The organism is Microcoleus sp. Z1_A1 (assembly GCF_036700305.1).
Taxonomy (GTDB): Bacteria; Cyanobacteriota; Cyanobacteriia; order Cyanobacteriales; family Microcoleaceae; genus Microcoleus.
Genome location: NZ_JAUBOR010000016.1, coordinates 1 through 20,826, shown reverse-complemented (window position 1 = coordinate 20,826; position 20,826 = coordinate 1). Strand labels below are relative to the sequence as shown.

Below are 20,826 nucleotides of genomic sequence, written 5' to 3'. Positions count from 1 at the left end.
AACTAATAACTACTGACTGCTGACTACTGACTATTGACTACTGACTAATGACTAAAACTATTGTTGTTAAAATTGGAACTTCGACTCTGACTCGATCGACTACAGGAAACTTAGCTCTTTCAACTATTGCTGCATTGGTCGAAATTTTAGCTGATTTGCGGCAGCAAGGCCATCGAGTAGTTTTGGTTTCTTCGGGTGCGGTTGGGGTTGGCTGCGCCCGCTTGGGTTTGACGGAACGCCCGCGAAATATTGCTATGAAACAGGCTGTGGCGGCTGTGGGCCAAGGGCGGCTGATGCGGGTGTACGATGACTTGTTTACTACTCTACAACAGCCGATCGCTCAAGTATTGCTCACCAGGGGTGATTTAGTGCAGCGTAATGGTTATGTTAACGCTTGCAATACTTTTCAACAACTGCTCAGATTGGGCGTGATTCCGATCGTCAATGAAAACGATACAGTAGCGGTAGACGAGCTTAAATTTGGCGATAACGACACGCTTTCGGCGCTAGTAGCGAGTTTGGTAGAAGCAGATTGGTTGTTTGTACTCACAGATGTCGATCGGCTGTATTCCGCCGATCCGCGCAGCAATCCCGACGCGCAGCCGATCGCCCTAGTCCAAAGTATGGCACAGCTCACAGAATTTCAGGTGCAAACAGGAGATTCCCGCAGCGGTTGGGGAACCGGCGGTATGGTGACAAAAATTGAAGCAGCCAGAATAGCAACTGCATCGGGAGTACGGACTGTCATCACTGACGGCTGCTTTCCTGGTAATATCGAGAAAATACTTAACGGAGAGTCGATCGGTACTCAATTCGAGCCTCAACCGCGCCCTGTAAACGCTCGCAAACACTGGATAGCTAACGTGCTAATTCCGGCCGGAAAACTATATTTAGATGCGGGTGCTGTCAAAGCAATTTCCCACGGCGGAAAATCGCTTTTAGCTGCGGGTATTGCTCAAGTAGAAGGAGAATTTCAAGCTGATGATTCCGTGCAGTTGTGCGATGCAGCCGGCAAGCAAATTGCTAGAGGACTTGTGAATTATAGCAGTTTAGAACTGAGACAAATCCAAGGCTGCAAGTCAGAGAAAATTGCTGAGATTTTAGGCTATGCAGGCGTCGAAACGGCGGTACACCGAGATAATTTAGTGATTGTTTAAACTAACAAATATCGAGAAAGTCGATCGGGCAATGAGCAAAGGCAGAAATTGAGGATATTTGCAGCACAGTCTTGCAAGAATTTGTTTGGCTGTGTCTGAACAGCTCGTTCATCGCTTCTGTAAACAGTTCAAATACATTTTGTGCTAATTCTAAAGCTGCTTGGCATTCCGCATTAGTAAGTTTAATCTCTGCTAAAACTTCCAACATCTCTGGCGTGTTTAAAAGGTGATAATTTTCTAAACCCCCATAAGATCCTCCAAAATCAACAGATTCTTTTTTGTTAATTTGCTGTAATTCCATTACCACTGCTAGCGCCGCTTCAAAAAAAACTTGGGCCGTTCCTTCGAGGACTTCCACTAACACCAGTTTCTCAATGGGAGAAGCTTTCCAAGCGTAGCGTTCGAGCACTGAACATAGCGATCGAGTTTTTTTAGTTTCTTCACCCCAAAGCATTCTGAAATCGCCGCAACTCATTAATTGGTTTAAGCCCAGCTCATCTAAGTATTCTAGATAGTCGTGCCAGTAATAGTTTTTTTTATACGTATATTTATTAATTAGTTCCTGAACTTGGCTATTACTAGAAGATTCTCGCAATACATATTTATTTAAATCGCTCAATCCTACAGCCAAAGGAGCGAGTACAGGTGCAAAAATTAGTCGTTGATTCGCGTGAATGTGTTTATTGGCTAGAAAGTCAAACAAGGGCAATTTGGCAAACTCTTGCTTTTTGGGTTCAATGAATGCTACAATGGCTTTCATACTTTTTTCGCCTGAATAGTTGCTGTCAAGATAATTTTCATACCTCTGTTAATTATCTATATTTTTGAGCATAAATAATTGTGTTTCTTATCATACATATTTGTATTTGAGATCATAGGTAAGAGTGTTTGCTGTCACAGCAAATTGTGACCGAAAGCATACATGATACAAGCCCCCGGATTCATCCGTGGAAAAATAAAAAACCTGTATCCGATAAAGGAGCCCCGAATTTATCCGTGGGGTCGATGGCTTCAATTCTAAAATCTAAAATCTAAAATCTAAAATCGCGCAATCGATTGACTTGTATCATGTTGTGCCAGAAGTTCGAGCATATTGTTCCCTAGACATAAAATGTTCTAGATTTAAATTGGGTATTTCTGGCGTTGCTCAAAGCCACCCCACAAGAGTTTGATTATTTATTGACCGATAATTTAAAGACTGATTAACTTAATATAGGCAAATGAGCATTCTGCTCAAAGTCCTAAAAAATGCTGTTTACAAAATCGGGATGCTCCCTGCAAATCAGTCCTAGACGCATAGGAGTCTCGAAACCAGGTTTCTTTGCAGATTCATCCCTGCTCAACAAAAATTTATCGTAGAAACCCGGTTTCTTTAACCCTTGCTTTTATTAGACCTCTTGCAAAAATAGCTGGGCCGGAGATCCCGTCCGAAAATTTGCTTAAAAGGACTTTTGCAAAAAGTCTATTGCTTCTTCCCTCTTTTCTCTTCCCTCTTCTTATTCCTTCTTCCTTCTTCCTGCGGCAATAAGCCTCCAAATGACAATTTCCAATTCTCAGAATTGCCTTTAGGTGCGTTGTGAGTTACTCTATCTTTTGGATCAGTTAACACAATTATAGGAGTTAATCTTGGAACGGACTTTTTTAGCGATTAAGCCCGACGGCGTACAACGCGGACTCGTCGGCGAAATTATCGGTCGTTTTGAAGCCAAGGGCTTTAAGCTAGTTGGTATGAAGCTAATGACGGCGAGTCGCGAACTAGCGGAACAACATTATGATGTTCACAAAGAAAAACCCTTCTTTGCTGGATTGGTAAACTTTATCACTTCAGGCCCTGTTGTGGCGATGGTGTGGGAAGGCGACGGCGTTGTGGCATCGGCGAGAAAAATCATTGGTGCTACAAATCCTCTGAATGCAGAACCTGCGACAATTCGGGGAGATTTTGCCGTGAATGTCGGCCGTAATCTCATTCACGGTTCTGATGCTGTCGAGACTGCCCGCTCGGAAATTAGCCTTTGGTTCAAGGAAGAAGAATTGAGTGCTTGGACACCTTGTTTAACTCCTTGGATTGTGGAATAGTTTTGATATTCTCCCGATGGTTAATCGGGAGATATAACCTTTCTCAGACAGATGAAATATCCTGTTGCGGACTCACTCATAACTGTAAAATATAGAAGAGTTTGACAGTTTTACTCGTTACCAAGCTATTTCTAGTAACGAGAATAAAAAACGTTAATCGGAACTTAAAAACTCCAAATAATTATTAGTCAATTCTTTGACTGCTAATTCGTAAAACTGTTGACCGTGTTCGGCGGTTGCTAAGCCCGGATTTGAACCCATTCTCCCGTCGGGAAATCGGCGACGGAAGTCAGCGGCACCGTAAATTTTGTGCCCGGAAGCGACTTCTTCCGAAAGCGGAGCTTGCTTGATTGCTTCTGGATAAAGGTACTGGGTTAAGGCGATTTCGCTGGGGGTGGCGTGGGAGCCTTCTTGGTTTCCGTACAATTCTTTTGCTAGTTTGTAGACTGATCCGCACATAAACCAGTTGCCGATTTGACACTGGATTCGATCGGCATTCGGTAAATTCAAGTCAGACAAATGGGCGTATGTCTCGGAAAATGCTGCTTTCATCGTGGCAATGTTGCCGCCGTGACCGTTGATGAAGAAATATTTCTCAAATCCCGCTTTTGCCAAAGATGTGATGTAATCCCGGATTACCAGTATCAGCGTCTGCGGTCGGAAACTGATTGTGCCGGGAAAGCTGGTGTGGTGCAAGGCCATCCCGACATTAATTGTCGGGCCGATTAAGGCATTGGCAGCTTCGCCGACACCGTGGGCGATCGCCTTGGCAGCAATGGCGTCAGTGCCGATCAAGCCGGTGGGCCCGTGCTGTTCGGTGGAGCCGATCGGGATAATTATGCCTCGCGAGCTTTCGAGATAAGCTTCTACTTCGGGCCAGGTACTCAAATGCAGCAACATGATAGGCAGTCTACAGAATTTTTACTTGCTATCGTCGATCGTAGCCGGCACGGGAAGAATAAGGAATTTGGAGCAACTTATTATTGTATTCTTAAAAAAAGCTCTTAAAGTGCGATCGCTACTTTACTGTTATATTACTTAACGTTAATAATTTAACCAATTGATTACCAAAATTTTACCTTTTAATAACCTTTTAACAGTAGTATAACAAGCATATCCCTCTAGATTGGGTGTTACGTGGTCAATTAACAGCGGGCAATGTTTTATGAAATTAACACCGACCCCGAAAAATGACCAGACTTCTGTGGCCTGGACGCAGGCAGACAGCGCGGTTCCGGCAACTGCTCTACGGCTGTATTCCTTACACGAGCAAGTAGCAAAGGTCGAGCGCGTGTCTGTGGGATGGACTGGCGAAGGATTCTAAGCGATCGAACTTTTTGGCGATCGTACAAGCGATCGCAGCGCGAGAGTGCCTCAGCTACTGAAGAAGGTACCTCGCGCTAGCCACATACAAACATCACTCCCACTTATATTTATGTCTTCTGCTGAATTAAGCGAAAGTCCTTCAAGGTTGGCTGTTGGACAAGCCGGCCGTATCTTGTTATTGGAAGGTGAAGATCTGTTGCGGGAAATGCTAGCTTTAGCCCTTAAAGAACAGGGCTATGAGGTGGTGGTTACTAGCGACGGGCGCAACGCGCTGCCTTCTGTACAGGCTGCTTCGTCATACCACGGTGAATTTGCCTTCAACCTGTTAATTATGGATTCAATTAACGGTTTGGATCTGTGTCGAATGTTACGGCATCAAGGAAATCCCGTCCCTATTTTGATTATCGGTGCTAGAGGAAGTGCCAACAATTGCGCTTTTTACCTAGAAGCCGGATCGGATGATTATCTGACTAAGCCTTTTGGAATGCGGGAGTTTATCGCTCGCTGTCGGGCGCTGATGCGACGCCAGCGCCTCGGTCAGTTGCGACAACCGATGATGCTGCAATATAAGAGCATAACTCTGTATCCTGAAGAGTGCCGCGTGTTGGTTCGTGGTCTGGAAGTGAAATTTTCTCCTAAACAGTTTCGCTTACTAGAACTATTTATGAGTTATCCCCGGCGAGTTTGGTCTCGCGATCAGTTGCTGGAAAAAATTTGGGGTCAAGATTTTATCGGAGACAGCAAAACAGTTGACGTTCACATCCGCTGGCTGCGCGAAAAGTTGGAAATAGATCCGGGCCAACCGGAATATATCATTACAGTACGCGGGTTTGGCTATCGATTTGGTTAAATTATTAAATCAGTTGTAGGGTGGTAAATTGCAGTCGAATAGACAAATAAGGACACAACATTTTTGTGTCCTTATTTGTCTATGGAGGGGGGGCAATACAATAGCTTGGAGGTGCAAGCAGTAGAGCTATTCCAGCGACTGTTGCCGTTTTCTTTTACTCGCTCGCGATCGGTATAAACTCACATATTGCAGCATTTTCAAGAACAGGCAAGATGCCTGTTCCACAAATAGTGAATTTTCTTTCTTGTGGAACAGGCATCTTGCCTGTTGCTGATGCAAAATGCCTGTTCCACAAATAGTGAATTTTCTTTCTTGTGGAACAGGCATCTTGCCTGTTCATAAAAAGCTTATTGAGAATGCTGCAACATCTCAGCATAAATCAAAACTCCCCTGTCCACTCCCAACAATCAAGTTTAGAGCAATCTCCTGGAACCGCAACAGCCGCCACCATATCTGAACTGGGAATTAATTCAATTAAAGACCATCTCGATGCTTCTTCGGGGTTTTCTTCAACATTTAACAGCGCTGCAGGTTCTCCTGGTGCGAAGCTGACATCAAACTGATTCAGGGGAATAGAAAGTCCTTTACCAACTGCTTTGATATAGGCTTCTTTGCGAGTCCAGCAGGTGAAAAAAGCGCGGGGTTGGAGATGTTCTGGGAGCGAACGCAACACAGAATATTCTAAGGGTGAAAAAAACTTTTCAGCAATCTCCTGACAAGGAAAGTTGGGATTTATTCCTTCAATATCGACACCAATATCTCGATTTTTGGTAATCGCAATTAGAGCCATGTTTCCTGAGTGAGACAAATTGAAACGCAGGGTATTTCCACCTTGGGCGGCGATGAGAGAGGGTTTGCCGTAGGGATTGTAGTCAAAGCGCAAAATGTGAGGATTTATGTTAAGATAGCGACTCAGAATCGCTCTGAGTGCGCCACGACTCACAATAAATTGCGATCGACCTTTGGGAAAGTGAAAACCCTCGGCTTTTGTCCGCTCGTCGGTAGAGAGAGTCTGTTGTAAACTCTGCAAGCAAGATTCTGTTTGAGTCAGAGACACGCGCCAAACATGAATTTCGCCCAGATCCAATATCAGGTTTTGCGGTGGGGACTTCCACGAATCAAAAGCAGCAATCATGTATTTATCTTTTTTTCTGAGTCACCTCATTCAGCATTCCCAGAAACAGGCAAGATGCCTGTTCTACTTTTGTTCTACTTTGAGAAACAGGCAAGATGCCTGTTCTACTTTGAGAAACAGGCAAGATGCCTGTTCTACTTTGAGAAACAGGCAAGATGCCTGTTCTACAATAGATAAATTTCAATCCCAAGAATCAATTAATCCAGGTTTGTACAACTTTTCCTGCTAATTGCTGTCCCAACCAAGGCGTATTTGCCGATCGCGACTTCAGACTTTGCCCGTCAACAGTCCAACTCATTTCCGGGTCGAACAAAATCAACTCAGCAGAGACTCCCGGTGCAACCGTGAGGGGGGTTTGTCCGAGACAAACGGCAGGGCCTGCGCTCAACACTCGCCACAGTTGCAAAGCCGAAAACTCGCCCGTTTCTACGAGTCCGTGCCATAGCAAAGGCAAAGCTAATTCCAAGCCGATCGCCCCGGGCGGACTATCAGCAAAAGCCACAGTTTTCTCCTCATAAGTATGCGGGTTGTGGTCGATCGCGATCGCATCAATTACGCCATCTTTCACAGCTTGAATCAACGCTAATTGATCGCTGAGATTGCCCAACGGCGGTTCTAGGCGTAAATTCGGATCGTAGGGCAACGAAGCAGTCAGAGCATTTTTCCCGCCGGAATCTTGAGAGTTTCCTGAAATTGCCCCGACATTCAACAGTAAGTGCATCCAAGTCACACTCGCAGTCACCGGCAAACCCCGCGCCTTCGCATCTCGAATCAATTCCACGCTGCGCGCCGTAGAAACGCGCATAATGTGAACCGGAGTTCCCGCAGATGCCACCAACTCCAGGATTGCCGCCAAAGCCGAAGTTTCTGCACTCGCCGGAATTCCAGGCAAACCCAAGCGCACCGACACCGCACCCTCCCGCGCCGCCCCGTTTCCTGCCAAAGTTCGATCGCACGGCCACAAAGCCACCGACTTGCCCAAAGGCTTGATATACTCCAGCAAACGCCTCACCAGAGCCGGATTAGACAGCGGCGAACCGTCCGCAAAACCCACCACTGCACAGGAGGCCAGCTCGCCCAACTCGGCCATCTGCTGCCCTTTAACGCCCGCTGTCAGCGCGCCCCAAAAATACAAGCGGGGCAGCCCCGGCCGCAAATTGCGGATATGTTGCTGCAACAAAGCTAAACCGGCCAAATTGTCAACAGGTGGCGAAGTATCCGGCAAAATCGCCACTCGCGTAAAACCCCCAGCCGCCGCAGCCTGCATCAAAGATTCCAGCGTTTCCCGATCCTCGAAACCCGGTTCTCCGCTGTGGCTGTAGATATCAGTTAGCCCCGGCCCCAAAATCAGTCCCTGGCAATCCCGCACTTCTGTGTCAGCGGGAAACTCAGCAATTTTTTCCTCAACTGCTTTGATATTACCTTCAGCAATCAGAGTATCAGCGATGCGATCGCTCCCTGAAACTGGATCTAGCACTCGTACATTTTGTAGCAGTTGGCGGCTCATATAACAGAAGGAAGTTCGGCAACGGATTATGTAACGGATGTAACGGATGTAACGGATGTAAAGGATAGAAAGAAGAAGGAAGAAGGAAGAAGCAATCCAGCGCATTAGTTTCAGGAATTAAGAACTTCCTAAGCGTCGGGCGCGGTTGTTATCAAAATTCAAACATTTTTCAGGCGGGCGAAGCGTAGCGGTGGGCGTTCCTTCCGCTACGGGTTCGCGATCGGCACTTTACTAATTAGAGTGCTCCGGCTGCTGTTTTGTCAAAAACGCCGCCGCTCAAATGAGTTGTGACATTCATCGCTTGTAATACTGGCAAACCATCGGGGCCGTGGGGATAATCAATCACGCTAACGGCTCCGTTTCCTTGTTTGAATTTCCAGAAATGTTCGGGTTCTAAACCGAATAGGTGGCAGAGAATTGCTTTGTTAATGGCGTCGTGAGCAACGACAATGCCAGTACCTGAAACAGATTGTACGATTTCTCGCCAAGCTGCGATCGCCCGATCCCAAACTTGCTGCAAATTCTCTCCTTCGGGCATTTGCACTGTTTCAGGAGATGTTTTCCATTCTTCTAGCAAACCGGGATAGGATTGTTCGATTTCTGATTCAAACTTTCCTTCCCAAAGTCCGTGGCTAATTTCTCTCAATTCGTCGCGGAGTTCTAGTTGCAAACCGCCGTGATGTTGGAGAATAATTTCCGCTGTTTCTTTCGGGCGCAGCATCGAACTGCTAATCGCAAAATCTAATTTTACATTCTTGAGAAATTCTGCTGCCCGCCGGGATTGTTCGCGGCCGTTATCGTTGAGAGGTACGTCTATTTGCCCCTGAAATTTACCTGCTTTATTCCAGTCGGTTTCGCCGTGACGCACCAGCAACAAGCGGGGGCCTTGGTGTCCGTCCCTCGGTTTGGGAAAATTTTCCCCGGTATGGGAAGTTAAATTCACTGACTCTAATTGAACTGGAACTTTCTTTTTTGGCTCTCCTGGCTCGTCGTTGGTAACAGGGGAAGTTCCAAAATTAATTACGCTAATTCCGCAATTTGACTGTTGGATTGATTGATAGTAATCTGGGGTAATTTCTGAGGCTGTGGCGATGAGAGCGCGGTTGATTCCGTTGTGACCTACTACTAGAATTGTGCCGTCTTGGTGACGCGATAAAAGTTCTTGCCAAAAATGACGGGCGTTAGCAAAAACGGCTAATACGGGAAAGTGTTCGATTTCTCCGTCAGCAGATGGCAGTTTCATGGAAAATTTGTCGGGCTGTCTTTGCCACTGCTGATATGCTTCGGGGAATTTGTCTATAGCATCTTGCCGCAGCATTCCTTCCCACAGAGGCAAATCGATTTCCATCAAATTATCAGTTGGCTGGAGTTGTGGCGGATTTGTCAAGCGCGACAGGATGATTTCCGCTGTTTCTTTGGCTCGTTGCAGGGGACTGGTATAGGCGGCATCAAAGGCGATACTGCTGAGTGTGTCGCCTACTTGCAGGGCGGCGCTGCGGCCTGCTTCTGTCAAAATTGATTTATCGAGGCGGCCTTGGATGCGGCGTTCTTGATTGTATGTGCTTTTGCCGTGACGGACTAAGATAATGCGAGTCATTCGATTTTAGATTTTAGATTTTAGATTTTAGATTTAGCCTGTTACTGCGCTTCGGGTGCGGGGTGCACGCCTTACCCAGTATTCGGGTGCGAGGCGAGTCAAAAAGATGAGCCAGTGAAATTTTACCAGTTGTCGGGATACTCTCGTCTGCAACGACCTATGATTAAAGACGGAAAAGATTTAGCCACGGATTCGCGCGGGACGGAAAAGCAGGAATGACACTGAAGCGGGTTATTTTAGGTATTTTAACGGCGATCGCGATCGCCCTGGTCGGTTTATCTTTACTTGCTAGTTGGAATCAGCCGCAAATTCAAAGCCGACTGGAACTCTACCAGACAAATTTGCTGCTGCACGCCTCGGAGTGGCAAGGAGAAAATAATCAGAGTGCTAATTTAAGTTCGGCGCGCAACAATATTGTCGGTGCAGATCCTTTAAATACGGCTTTGACGCAATATCAAGAAGCGCGAGACTCGACTCGCAAAACTCTCGAAACATCTCAAGCACAAGTTAAAGAAATTCAGTCGGCAATTGCCTCTAAGTCTGAGGATAATACTCTGAATTTGGCTCAAAATAAGGCGGCGTCCGAGTCGATCAAGCAACAGTCAGTGCTGCTAAACGAACTTGACTTGCGATTGGGAATTTTGCAGGCAAGCAGTGGTAAAACTGAGGCGGCGATCCAAACTTGGAAAAATTTAGTTGAGCGGTACAACACTCAAATTGATTACGATCCTGCGGCGGTAACTGCTAAAGTTTTAACTGGAATTTGGAGCAATCCGGCTCAACTTCTGCCGGATGCCGAGCAGAACATTCAAAAGTCTTTGGATGGCTGGTTTCGCTATCGCGCTCTCGCTCAACTTTACAAGCTGCAAGAACGTTCTAAAGAGCTGGTGGCGCTGCAAGCAGCAGAGCAAGTAACAGCCCAGCAAGCTGTAGAAAAGTTGGCAATTATTGTCGGCGTTCCGGCTATTTCGCTTTGTATTGGTACGGTTTTGCTGGTTGGTTTGAGCCTGCAGTGGCTGTTGCAGCGGCAGCAGTTAGATACAGCAGGTTCCGGCCCGGTGTTGGCGCGAAATGCAAGCTTGACTTGGGATGTGCCTTGGGATGGCGAGATTGTTTGGCAGGTGCTGGTGGTCGGCTTTTTCTTTGTCGGGCAAATCTTGATTCCCTATTTGCTGCTGCCTGTTTCTCTGGCTGTTTTAAAACTGAATCCTGCTACTTTTGACCCGCGCGAGAAGGCTTTTTATATCTTTGCTACTTATTTGTTGCTGTCGGCGGGGGGGCTTTCGGTACTGTATTTTTCGGTGAAGTCTTTTTTGCCTTTGCCTGATGGTTGGTTTCGGATTAATTTGCGGGGAAATTGGTTTTTGTGGGGTTTTGGCGGCTATTTTGCGGCTTTGCCTTTGGTGGTTTTGGTGTCGCTGATCAATCAGCAGTTATGGCAGGGACAAGGTGGCAGTAATCCGATTTTGCCGATCGTTCTCGAAGGTAGGGATAACGTGGCTTTGGCGGTGTTTTTCGGCACTGCTGCGATCGCGGCTCCGGTTTTTGAGGAAATTGTGTTTCGGGGCTTTCTACTACCTTCTCTGACTCGCTATTTGCCTGTTTGGGGGGCGATCGCAGCTTCTGCTTTCTTGTTTGCTGTGGCTCACTTGAGTGTGTCTGAGATTCTGCCTTTGGCGACTTTGGGTGCGGTTTTGGGGTTTGTGTACACGCGATCGCGAAATCTCCTTGCTCCTATGCTTCTCCACAGTCTTTGGAATAGCGGTACTCTCTTGAGTCTGTTTCTTTTGGGCGGCGGCGCGAGTTAATTGGGGCGGTTGTTAATAATTGTGAATTAACCGAGTTTTTTTGACAGTTTTCGTGCGGGCGATCGACTCTTGCCAAAAACAGCAGTAGGCTGTTCGCTGCGCCCCTGATATCTAGGCCGGTACAATAACCGGAACTCCCATAGGGGCGGGTTCACATTAATCTGTAATATTAGCCACAGATCCAGATAGACCCGCCCCGGTTCCTTACTTTAGCGGAAAAACAGGGTTTAAGATGGAAGTAATATCTTGTCGGCTGTTGATTGAGAGACTCACGCGGGCGATCGCACCCAGCGGAAGTTGACAATCCGGCTAATTTATAGCTAAATTTTAATTTAGGATGAGGCTTAAACCCATGAGCAATTTGAACAGCCGCAACTTAGAGGGAACGCCGAGTTGGATGCGTTTCGCACCCTACGCAGCCTTGGGTCTGTTAATATTTTCTTTCAATTCAGGCAGCGAACTCAATTATTTCTTGAGAGGCTACTTGGTCATTATACAAGCTCAAGCCGGTATTGTTCTGCTGTATTTTGCGATGTCTAAGTTTCGCAAAAACCCAAATAAATGAGTAAAAATTAGTAACATTACTTAGCTCGATCGTTCAAGGTCGTGCATTCAAAGTCGATGGCGGAAGTTAAAATAAAAAACTGGGGAAAGTAAAAATGGTAAAAGATAAAACCGTAGCAGTTCTGTTAGCTTTCTTTGTAGGAGGTTTCGGAATTCACAAATTTTATTTGGGCAATAACTTAGCAGGGGTATTATACTTGCTATTTTCTGGGACATTAATTCCGTTCGTGATCGCATTTTTCGATTTTCTGGGACTGCTGCTGATGTCGGAACAAGCTTTTCAGGTTCAGTACAATGGCGGCACGTTGCCGTCGGGCTATGTCCTCAGAGCGGCAAAAGATGTAACCGGGGCGATCGGCGAATTGAAAAAACTTTACGATATGGGCGCAATTACCGCCGAAGAATATGAGGAAAAACGCCAAAAACTGTTGCGAGAATTGTAATTAAGAAGGAAGTTCGGCAACGGATTATGTAACGGATGTAACGGATGTAACGGATGTAACGGATGCAACGGATGCAACGGATGTCAGTCCGATGGAAGAAGGTAGAAGAAAGCCCACTATTAAAAAAGTGGGAGTGAAATAAGTAAGTGTGAGATCACAACTATTATTTAAGGATAAAATTAAAGTGTCTCAAGATTTATACTGGCTACGTCAAACTCCAAATTGGGTGTGGTATTCTTTTATTCCCTACTTCGGCGGATTGGCGATCGCCTATGCCGGCCAAAAATCAAATATTCGTAGTTGGATGGGATGGGGTGTTGGCATTACTTTAGCAGCACTCGCGGTATCTTCTTCAACTAATTTGGGTACGATCGTGTGGATTGCTCAAATTGTTACTGCTTTTAGTTTGAAAAAGCGCTATCTCATCAAAACCGCACCCAGAGGTTTACTGGTTCCGGCGAGTGCGACGAATGCCGAAGAATTGGCAAACGTGCGCGGCAAAATAGATATTAATGAGTGTACCAAAGACGATATGGTCAGAATCTTGGGTTTGCCGATCGTCTACGCCAACGATATTGAATCTCTGCAAAACGAAGGCTACATTTTTACCTACGCCGAAGAGTTATCAGAAATAGCAGGAGTTCCCGAAAGTCACGTCAGACGCATCGCCCCGATGATTTGCTTCAGCTACAATTATCAAAAAGAATCGCAGTTTACTTGGAAACGGTTAAATATTCTTTCGCCGGAAGAGTTAATCGCCAGCGGTTTAGATCGATATGTTGCGGAAAAAATAGTTAGAGAAAGGCAGAGAAAAGGCGCTTACAAATCAGTTGTCGAAGTCAAGCGGCGGACGGGACTGCCTTTTGATTCATACCGCCATATTTGTTGATTTACAGTTGTTAAGTAAGTCCAAAGCAAAAAAAACAAACAATAATATGCGATCGAACCTTGTAGGGCCGGGTTAGACCAACAATAATTGCCTAAAACTAATCATCTCGTAAACCCGCCCCGGCCCAACTAAAAAGTATTATGACGACAAAATTAGAAGTAGAACGACAAAAATTGTATGATACAGATTACCTGAGATGGATTGAAACTACTGTGGAAAAGTTGCGGGATCGCGACTATTCAAACATCGACTGGGAAAATCTGATTGCAGAAATAGAAGACATGGGGCGAAGTGAACGCCGGAGTTTAGAGAGTAATCTGGTGGTAATTCTCCTGCACTTGCTTAAGTGGCAATTTCAACCGGATCAAAGAAGCGGTAGTTGGAAAGGCAGCATTGCCGAACATCGCAGACGCATTCGCAAAGCTATCAAAGATTCCCCCAGTCTCAAACCATATCTTGAAGAGGTATTGACTGAATGCTATGCGGATGCAGCAGAACAAGCAATTGCTGAAACTGGATTGCCTGTAGAAACGTTTCCGCAATTATGTATCTACACTTGGGTCGAGGTTCTAGATTCTGAATTTTTGCCAGATTTTCTGGCAGATGAGATGATTCAAGGGTAGTATGGCAAAAAACTCGATCGCCTCCTGGTAATTGACATTCAATGCACCGGCTGGCAAAAATCTCCCCAAGCAGGCGGGCCCAGCAAAATTATTAAAAAAAGTATTTATCCTCTTGACATTTACACAGAATAATGATATTAAAATAAGTTGATGAAACCCGTACTTTTCCCTAGCATTAACTCCAAGACGGGGTAAGTTTTCAAGACGATGCCTTAAATATCAGTGGTATCCTATCAGAATTATTATTGAAACGCAGAACGACACAATAGTAGCAGTACCGCTAACATCACACTTATGTCTGACTCTCCTCCCTCCCCAATCTCCCCAGAATCTGCACCGGAAAGTGCTGCTACCGAAAACCGCAGTTCCAAAACTCGGCAACTGTTGGGCATGAAAGGGGCCGCTAGCGGGGAAACTTCCATCTGGAAGATTCGCTTGCAATTGATGAAACCGATTACCTGGATTCCCCTGATTTGGGGCGTGGTGTGCGGGGCGGCCTCTTCTGGAAACTATGTTTGGAATCTAGAGAATTTCTTGATCGCAGCAGCTTGTATGTTGATGTCAGGGCCGTTGCTGACCGGGTACACTCAAACTTTGAACGATTTTTACGATCGCGAAATCGACGCCATTAACGAGCCCTACCGTCCGATTCCCTCCGGTATCATCTCGATTCCCCAAGTAGTAACGCAAATTTTGGTATTATTAGGCGCTGGCATTGGGGTGGCTTATGCTCTAGACTTGTGGGCGGGTCATGAATTCCCGATAATGACTGTTTTGACTCTCGGCGGCGCGTTTCTAGCTTATATCTACTCTGCGCCCCCGCTGAAACTCAAGCAGAATGGCTGGTTGGGAAATTATGCCCTGGGTGCTAGCTACATTGCCCTGCCTTGGTGGGCGGGTCAAGCTTTGTTTGGTACACTAGATCCGACCATTATGATCTTGACCCTGTTTTACAGTTTGGCAGGGCTGGGGATTGCGATCGTCAATGATTTCAAAAGTGTTGAGGGCGATCGGCAATTAGGGTTAAAATCTTTACCAGTGATGTTTGGCATCAGCACCGCAGCTTGGATTTGCGTTTTGATGATCGACATCTTTCAAGCTGGGATTGCAGGCTATCTGATCAGCATCCACCAAAACCTTTACGCTGTCATTCTGCTGCTGCTGATAATTCCCCAAATTACTTTTCAGGATATGTACTTTTTGCGTAATCCCCTGGAAAATGATGTTAAATATCAGGCAAGTGCTCAGCCTTTCCTGGTTTTGGGTATGCTGGTAGCAGCCTTGGCACTAGGTCATGCGAATTAAGCAGAGTTTTGAGTTTTGAGTTAAAAAATTTTGAATTAAAAAAATCTAATTCACTTCTCAAAAAAATACCAAGTTCTGCAGCGTTAAGAAAAGTTTTGAATTTTGAGTTTTGAATTAAAAACTTTTTAATTCAAAAAAACTAATTCAAGGCAGCGTGTTATTCAAGAAAAAATGTCGAATTAAAAATTAAGAATTGAAGAAGGCTAGCTTTTTTAATTTTTAATTTTTAATCGGACTTGATGAGGTTTGAAGGTCTGATCGTGGCAGAATTTTTCTCAAATATCAAAGATACATTGAGCAAAGTCACTAACGCAATAAGCGGTAATTCCGATCGAGAACCGCCGAAGGCAGCGAAGGGCAATAAGCTCAACTCGCCGGAATCCGAGGCGGAATTTTCTACACGGACAAGGGATGAGCGCTCCGAGTATGTGGTATCAGAAGATGCTGCATCTCTAGAAGAGTCAGAATATTTAGACTCAGAATATTTAGACTCAGAATATTTAGAGTCAGAATATTTAGAGCCAGAATACGCTCGATATCCAATAGTCAAACGCAATTGGCAAGGGTTGAAGCGCTTAATTGCTTGGTTGGAAATTGAACCTCAAGTTACCAGCTTGCAAACCAAGGGAAAAGAATTGTTGGGGCCGGGATTAAGTTTGCTGGGAACTAAATCACCCCAAAAATCCGATAGTAGCGAATTGCCGGAAAATAGCGAATCGCAGAACACCCAACTGCAGAGACATACGGAACTACAGGAAATTAGCACACCGCAGGAAAATAGCGCACCGCAGGAAAAAACTAAAAAACGGATCTCCCGCCGCCCTAGATTTTGGATAAGTTTAGGTGTGGTAAGTATAGGCGGGGGCGCTTTAATCTACGGTTTATGGATTTTGTACACCTTAGACAAAGGTTTGCCAGATGTTAACGATTTGTCAGCGTTTAACCGCGACGGAACGCTGACAATTAAGGCAGCAGATAATACGATTTTGTTGCAGTCGGGGCCTGCAACTAGAGATAAACTGAAACTTAAAGAAATTCCCGAACTCTTGGTTCAAGCTTTTATTGCCATAGAAGACCGCCGTTTTTATCAACATCGCGGGGTGGATTATCAAGGTATTGTGCGATCGATTGTTTCTAATTTGATCGCGCGAGATTTAGTGCAGGGCGGCAGTACAATTACGCAACAATTGGCTCGCGTTGTTTTTCTCAATCAGGAAAGAAGTATTAGGCGGAAAGTTCGAGAAGCTCTTTTAGCTCAAAAAATAGAGCGGGAGTTGAGTAAAGAGCAAGTTTTAGAAAGATATTTAAATCTGGTTTATTTGGGTTCAGATGCCTACGGAGTGGCAGATGCAGCGTTGGTTTTCTTTAGCAAAACAGTCGATAAATTAACTTTGGCAGAGATGGCAACTTTAGCGGGTTTGCCCCCGGCACCGAGCGAATATTCGCCTTTGGTTAATCCCGATATTGCTAAGCAACGCCGCAATCTTGTGCTGCAACAAATGCAGGAAGCGAAGGTAATTACAGAGGCTGAGGCGAAGGCGGCGATGGCGGAACCTATCGCCGTTAAACCAAGTCCGCCGAAGCGATTTAAAGTGGTCGCGCCTTATTTTGCTAGTTACATTCGGAAGGAATTGCCACGCTATGTTTCTCAGGATGCTTTGGAAGCTGGCGGTTTGACTGTTGAGACGACGGTGGATTTGAAGTGGCAGAAAATAGCGGAAAAGGTGGTTAAAGATGCGATCGAAGTTGATGGCCGCCGTCAGGGTTTTGAACAGGCCGCTTTAGTTTCTATGGACACTAAGACTGGGGAAGTTAAGGCCCTGGTAGGAGGTGGAAATTTTAAGGAAAGTGAATTTAATCGCGCTACGCAGGCTTTGCGGCAGCCCGGATCGACGTTTAAAGGGTTGGTTTATGCCGCGGCGATGGCGGCTGGTTTTTCTCCCTATGACGGTTACGAAGACGAACCAATTATTATCGACGGCTATCAACCGAATAATTATGGCAAAAAATTTAGCGGTTGGCGATCGATCTCTGATGCTTTGACGCGTTCGGTGAATGTCGTAGCTGTGAAGGTGTTGATGGATGTGGGGTTTGAACCGGCGATCAAAGTAGCCAACGATATGGGAATTAAGTCGAAATTGAGTCCGATTTATTCCCTGGCTTTGGGATCTTCAGAGGTGAATTTGCTGGAGTTAACCAATGCTTACGGTACTTTAGCAGCGCAAGGGAATTTTATTGAAGCCCACGGAATTAAGCGGGTGATTAATCAGCGGGGAGATGTGATTTATCAGGCTAATTTTAAACCGAAGCGGGTTTTGGATAAGGATAGTGCTGCGATTACTACTTGGATGTTGGAGGGTGTTGTGCAAGACGGTACGGGGGGGCCTGCGGCTTTAAACGATCGCGCTGTAGCAGGCAAAACTGGTACTTCGGAAAATGTCCGGGATTTGTGGTTTATTGGTTACATTCCACAGGTTGTGACTGGAGTTTGGCTAGGAAATGATGATAATTATCCCACCTGGGGAACTAGCGGTACGGCGGCCTACAATTGGCGCGATTTTATGAGTCAAATTGTTAAGGGAATGCCGGTAGAGAAGTTTCCTAAGTTGCCGGAGTTGGAGGGCCGCAAAGGCAGTATTAAGGCTAAACCGGTGGAGCCTAAGAGGATTATTCGGGGAATGATTGTGAATGAGGATGGTGCGATCGTACCTTACAATCCCAATCCTCAACCCCGGTATCGCCAGTGGGAAGAGCCTGCTTATCAAGAGCCTGCTTATCAAGAGCCGGGATATTAAGCGGGTTTTACCAACAATTGCCACCCGTAGGGGCGGGTTTCACGAACAATAATCGCCTAAAACCAATAATCTCATAAACCCGCCCTCACCCAACGGCAAATTTCAATATACCTCTCCCATAATTATTGTGGAACAGGCATCCTGCCTGTTCAAAACTGGCTTTTCTGGAGATGTCTAATATCATGTCCGCTCGATTGACCATAATATCCCGGCCGGGCGGGTTTTTGAGATTGTCCATTATTGGCAGATATTATTGGTGAACCCGCCCCTACCTAATTTCGGGCGAAGCGAAGCGGAGGGAATCGACCGGACATGATATAATGTACAAAAAAATCTAATCTCGTTTGATCCGCACCATAAAAAAGCCGTCCATGTGATGTCTGTGCGGCCAAACTTTCACCCATCCTTCGGGTGATGGCTGTACTGGTAAATCAATTGTTGGCGGTTCGATTTGCCAGTGAGGATTGCTGTCTAAGAACGATCGAATAACTGTTTCATTTTCCAAGGGATGAATTGTGCAAGTTGCATACACTAATACGCCGCCGGACTTGACAAATGTCGCTGCATTTGCTAGCAATTCCGATTGCAGTTGAGATTGTTGTTGAATGTTTTCGGGCGTGTGGCGCCAGCGGGCGTCGGCGCGGCGGTGGAGGGTTCCGAGGCCGGAACAAGGTGCGTCTAGTAAAACTCTGTCTGCGAGGTTAACAAACTCTGGGAAATGGCGGCTGTCTCCGGTATGAATTTTAATGGATTTCATCTGGAGTCTGTCTGCATTTTCTTTAAGTTTTTTGAGTCTGCTGGCGGTTTTGTCGCAGGCATAAATAGTGCCTTCATCCTGCATTAATTCGGCGCTGTGGGTGGTTTTTCCCCCCGGCGCGGCGCAGGCGTCGATGATAGTTTCCCCTGGCTGGGGCGCTAGTAAATGGCTGACTAATTGAGCGCTGCTGTCTTGGATTGTCCACCAACCTTCGCTGTATCCGGGGAGGTTTTGAATTGCGCCGATGCTGCCATTTAGTCTTAATGCTTGTGGCAAGTTGGGGATTCTGCTAACCCTAATGTTGTGGGATTTGAAGGCCGCTTCGATTTGGGCGATCGAGCTTTTTAAGGGATTGATTCTCAGGTCAATTGTGGGGGATTGGTTGAACCATTCACAGAGTTGTTCGGTTTCGGTTTCGCCTATTTGTTCGATCCACAATTCTATTAGCCATTCGGGGAAGCTGTGCAAAATTCCTAGGCGTTCAACGGGTGATTTATAATTGGTAACTGTTAATGGGTTTAAGTCGTTATCTGTTAAACGGATGTATTGGCGCAACAAACCGTTGACAAAACTGCTGAGTCCTGAAAATCCGTTTTCTTTTGCTAGTTGAACGGTGGTGTTGACGGCGGCGGAGGGGGGAATCTGGTTGAGATATTCGAGTTGATATAACCCTAAATGTAAGATTGTGCGGAGTTCGGGCGGTTGTTGGGAGGATTTCTTTGTCGCTAGTTTGTCGATGATGAAGTCGATCGATCGCATTCTCCTGACGCTACCGTAAACTAATTCTGTGACTAAACGCCGATCGAGGTCGTTGAGTTGAGAATTGCTGAAAGCGCGATCGAGTGCGGCATCTGCGAATGCACCGCGGCGGTGGACTTCGCGGAGTGCGAGAAAAGCTATTTGGCGGGGATTTTGCATGGTTAAGATATGGAGACCTAGAAACCGGGTTTTTTACGATAATACTTCGTTACAGCCCGCAGATTCGGTGAAAAACCCGGTTTCTGACCACCCGTGCGTCCAGGACTCTAAAAGTTTCAAATTTCCTCTGGATTTATCCCCATTTCTCGGAGTTTTTCTGAAAGGCGATCGGCTTTTTGCTGTACTAACTCTTTCTCCTCTCGTTCTTGTTCCATTTGTCTTGATAACTCCACATAAGACAAAAACTTGAGTCCATCGGGACGATAAATTTCTAAATCTCCCGATGCAGTTTCAAAACGTGTCTGCAAACGCGGACTTACCCAACCCTCCATTGATTCAATATAGTTGAGTTCTCCGTCACTTCGCACCCAACCCATTAACTCATTATCCTTTAAATCGTAGAAATAACATTCTTCAACCCCATAATTATCGTAAAACTTAAAAAGCTTAAATATTGTTCCCATGCGGTTGCCAGGGGAAATGATTTCAAAGACAACTTGCGGCGCAATATTATCTTCAAGCCACTGTTGGTAGGAACCTCTGTAACCTTTCGGTCTGCCAAACACTACCATAGTATCAGGTGCTTGGCAAGTTTTGTTATCTCCTTCGACAGGATACCACAGCAAATCACCTGCTACAAAGACATTTTCGTGGTCTTTGAATAAGGCATCTATTCCGCCTTGAATTTTTACTATTAATTGGAACTGTTTGGTGTTGTCAGACATGGGTTTTCCGTCGCTGTCTGGGTAGATGATTTCTGGCAAAGTTTGAGAGGGAATTGTTGTTGTCATGGGGATGACTCCATTGCTAGTAGCATCAATTTCTATTTTAGATCGATTTTATAGGACTTACCCAGGGGGCCCAGAAACCGGGTTTTTCACGAAAAGACTTCGTTGCAATCGGCAGATTAGGTAAAAAACCCGGTTTCTTTGTCGGAGTGCGTAAGTCCTGTTTTACTTATTCGGGTTTTGTTGACACCCATGGTTCTAATACAGCGGCTTCCAGGTTTATAAAGTACACCCCAGAAACCGGGTTTCTTCTGGATTTCTCGCCAGAAACCGGTTTTATTCAAGAAA

General features: G+C 45.7%; 17 protein-coding genes. 10 read left to right on the top strand and 7 right to left on the bottom strand.

What is annotated here, in order from left to right:
- Positions 1–47: 47 nt before the first annotated feature.
- Entirely contained in the window at positions 48–1,157 is a 1,110-nt protein-coding gene (gene proB / locus QT973_RS12920) for a glutamate 5-kinase (protein ID WP_333051567.1), read from the top strand.
- A 1-nt stretch (position 1,158) separates the two neighbouring features.
- Here the strand turns inward: proB and QT973_RS12915 are convergent, their stop codons facing one another.
- Positions 1,159–1,917, bottom strand: a complete 759-nt coding sequence (locus QT973_RS12915; protein WP_333209285.1) for a hypothetical protein — start codon at positions 1,915–1,917, stop codon at positions 1,159–1,161.
- 866 nt (positions 1,918–2,783) lie between these two features.
- On the opposite strand from QT973_RS12915, the gene ndk reads away from it, so the two are divergent.
- Positions 2,784–3,233 (top strand): nucleoside-diphosphate kinase, encoded by a 450-nt coding sequence (gene ndk, locus QT973_RS12910; protein ID WP_333051572.1) that lies wholly within the window; start codon positions 2,784–2,786, stop codon positions 3,231–3,233.
- A gap of 153 nt (positions 3,234–3,386) precedes the next feature.
- Here the strand turns inward: ndk and QT973_RS12905 are convergent, their stop codons facing one another.
- A complete protein-coding gene (locus tag QT973_RS12905) occupies positions 3,387–4,133 on the bottom strand; it encodes a creatininase family protein (protein WP_333051575.1) in 747 nt (248 codons plus the stop codon).
- A 535-nt stretch (positions 4,134–4,668) separates the two neighbouring features.
- On the opposite strand from QT973_RS12905, the gene QT973_RS12900 reads away from it, so the two are divergent.
- A complete protein-coding gene (locus QT973_RS12900; RefSeq protein WP_333051578.1) occupies positions 4,669–5,409 on the top strand; it encodes a response regulator transcription factor in 741 nt (246 codons plus the stop codon).
- 379 nt (positions 5,410–5,788) lie between these two features.
- Here QT973_RS12900 and QT973_RS12895 read toward each other — a convergent pair whose 3' ends face one another.
- From QT973_RS12895 to QT973_RS12885, 3 genes are all read right to left on the bottom strand, one after another.
- Positions 5,789–6,544, bottom strand: a complete 756-nt coding sequence (locus tag QT973_RS12895) for a 4'-phosphopantetheinyl transferase superfamily protein (protein WP_333231286.1) — start codon at positions 6,542–6,544, stop codon at positions 5,789–5,791.
- A 193-nt stretch (positions 6,545–6,737) separates the two neighbouring features.
- Positions 6,738–8,051, bottom strand: a complete 1,314-nt coding sequence (locus QT973_RS12890) for a dihydroorotase (protein ID WP_333391464.1) — start codon at positions 8,049–8,051, stop codon at positions 6,738–6,740.
- 235 nt (positions 8,052–8,286) lie between these two features.
- A complete protein-coding gene (locus tag QT973_RS12885) occupies positions 8,287–9,648 on the bottom strand; it encodes a histidine phosphatase family protein (protein ID WP_333051587.1) in 1,362 nt (453 codons plus the stop codon).
- A 215-nt stretch (positions 9,649–9,863) separates the two neighbouring features.
- Between QT973_RS12885 and QT973_RS12880 the strand changes: the two genes are divergently transcribed.
- The 7 genes from QT973_RS12880 (at position 9,864) to QT973_RS12850 (ending at position 18,075) form a co-directional block, all read left to right on the top strand.
- The gene (locus QT973_RS12880; RefSeq protein ID WP_333051590.1) at positions 9,864–11,456 is read left to right on the top strand and encodes a CPBP family glutamic-type intramembrane protease; all 1,593 of its coding nucleotides are present in this window, start codon (positions 9,864–9,866) and stop codon (positions 11,454–11,456) included.
- Between the two features lie 352 nt (positions 11,457–11,808).
- A complete protein-coding gene (locus QT973_RS12875) occupies positions 11,809–12,021 on the top strand; it encodes a hypothetical protein (protein ID WP_333051592.1) in 213 nt (70 codons plus the stop codon).
- Between the two features lie 94 nt (positions 12,022–12,115).
- On the top strand, positions 12,116–12,463 hold the full coding sequence (locus tag QT973_RS12870) for an NINE protein (protein WP_333035309.1): 348 nt from the start codon (positions 12,116–12,118) through the stop codon (positions 12,461–12,463).
- Between the two features lie 148 nt (positions 12,464–12,611).
- A complete protein-coding gene (locus QT973_RS12865; protein WP_333051595.1) occupies positions 12,612–13,352 on the top strand; it encodes a helix-hairpin-helix domain-containing protein in 741 nt (246 codons plus the stop codon).
- Between the two features lie 140 nt (positions 13,353–13,492).
- Positions 13,493–13,975: a DUF29 domain-containing protein gene (locus QT973_RS12860; RefSeq protein WP_333051598.1), complete on the top strand. Its 483-nt coding sequence runs from the start codon at positions 13,493–13,495 to the stop codon at positions 13,973–13,975.
- Between the two features lie 294 nt (positions 13,976–14,269).
- Positions 14,270–15,280 carry a chlorophyll synthase ChlG gene (gene chlG, locus QT973_RS12855; RefSeq protein WP_333391462.1) on the top strand — a complete coding sequence of 337 codons (1,011 nt, stop codon included), beginning with the start codon at positions 14,270–14,272 and terminating at the stop codon, positions 15,278–15,280.
- 239 nt (positions 15,281–15,519) lie between these two features.
- Positions 15,520–18,075 (top strand): penicillin-binding protein 1A, encoded by a 2,556-nt coding sequence (locus QT973_RS12850; protein WP_333051603.1) that lies wholly within the window; start codon positions 15,520–15,522, stop codon positions 18,073–18,075.
- Positions 18,076–18,409: 334 nt separating this feature from the next.
- Here QT973_RS12850 and QT973_RS12845 read toward each other — a convergent pair whose 3' ends face one another.
- Complete coding sequence (locus QT973_RS12845) at positions 18,410–19,750, bottom strand: 16S rRNA (cytosine(967)-C(5))-methyltransferase (RefSeq protein ID WP_333051606.1); 1,341 nt, start codon at positions 19,748–19,750, stop codon at positions 18,410–18,412.
- Between the two features lie 116 nt (positions 19,751–19,866).
- On the bottom strand, positions 19,867–20,541 hold the full coding sequence (locus QT973_RS12840; RefSeq protein WP_333051608.1) for a Uma2 family endonuclease: 675 nt from the start codon (positions 20,539–20,541) through the stop codon (positions 19,867–19,869).
- Positions 20,542–20,826 lie beyond the last annotated feature (285 nt).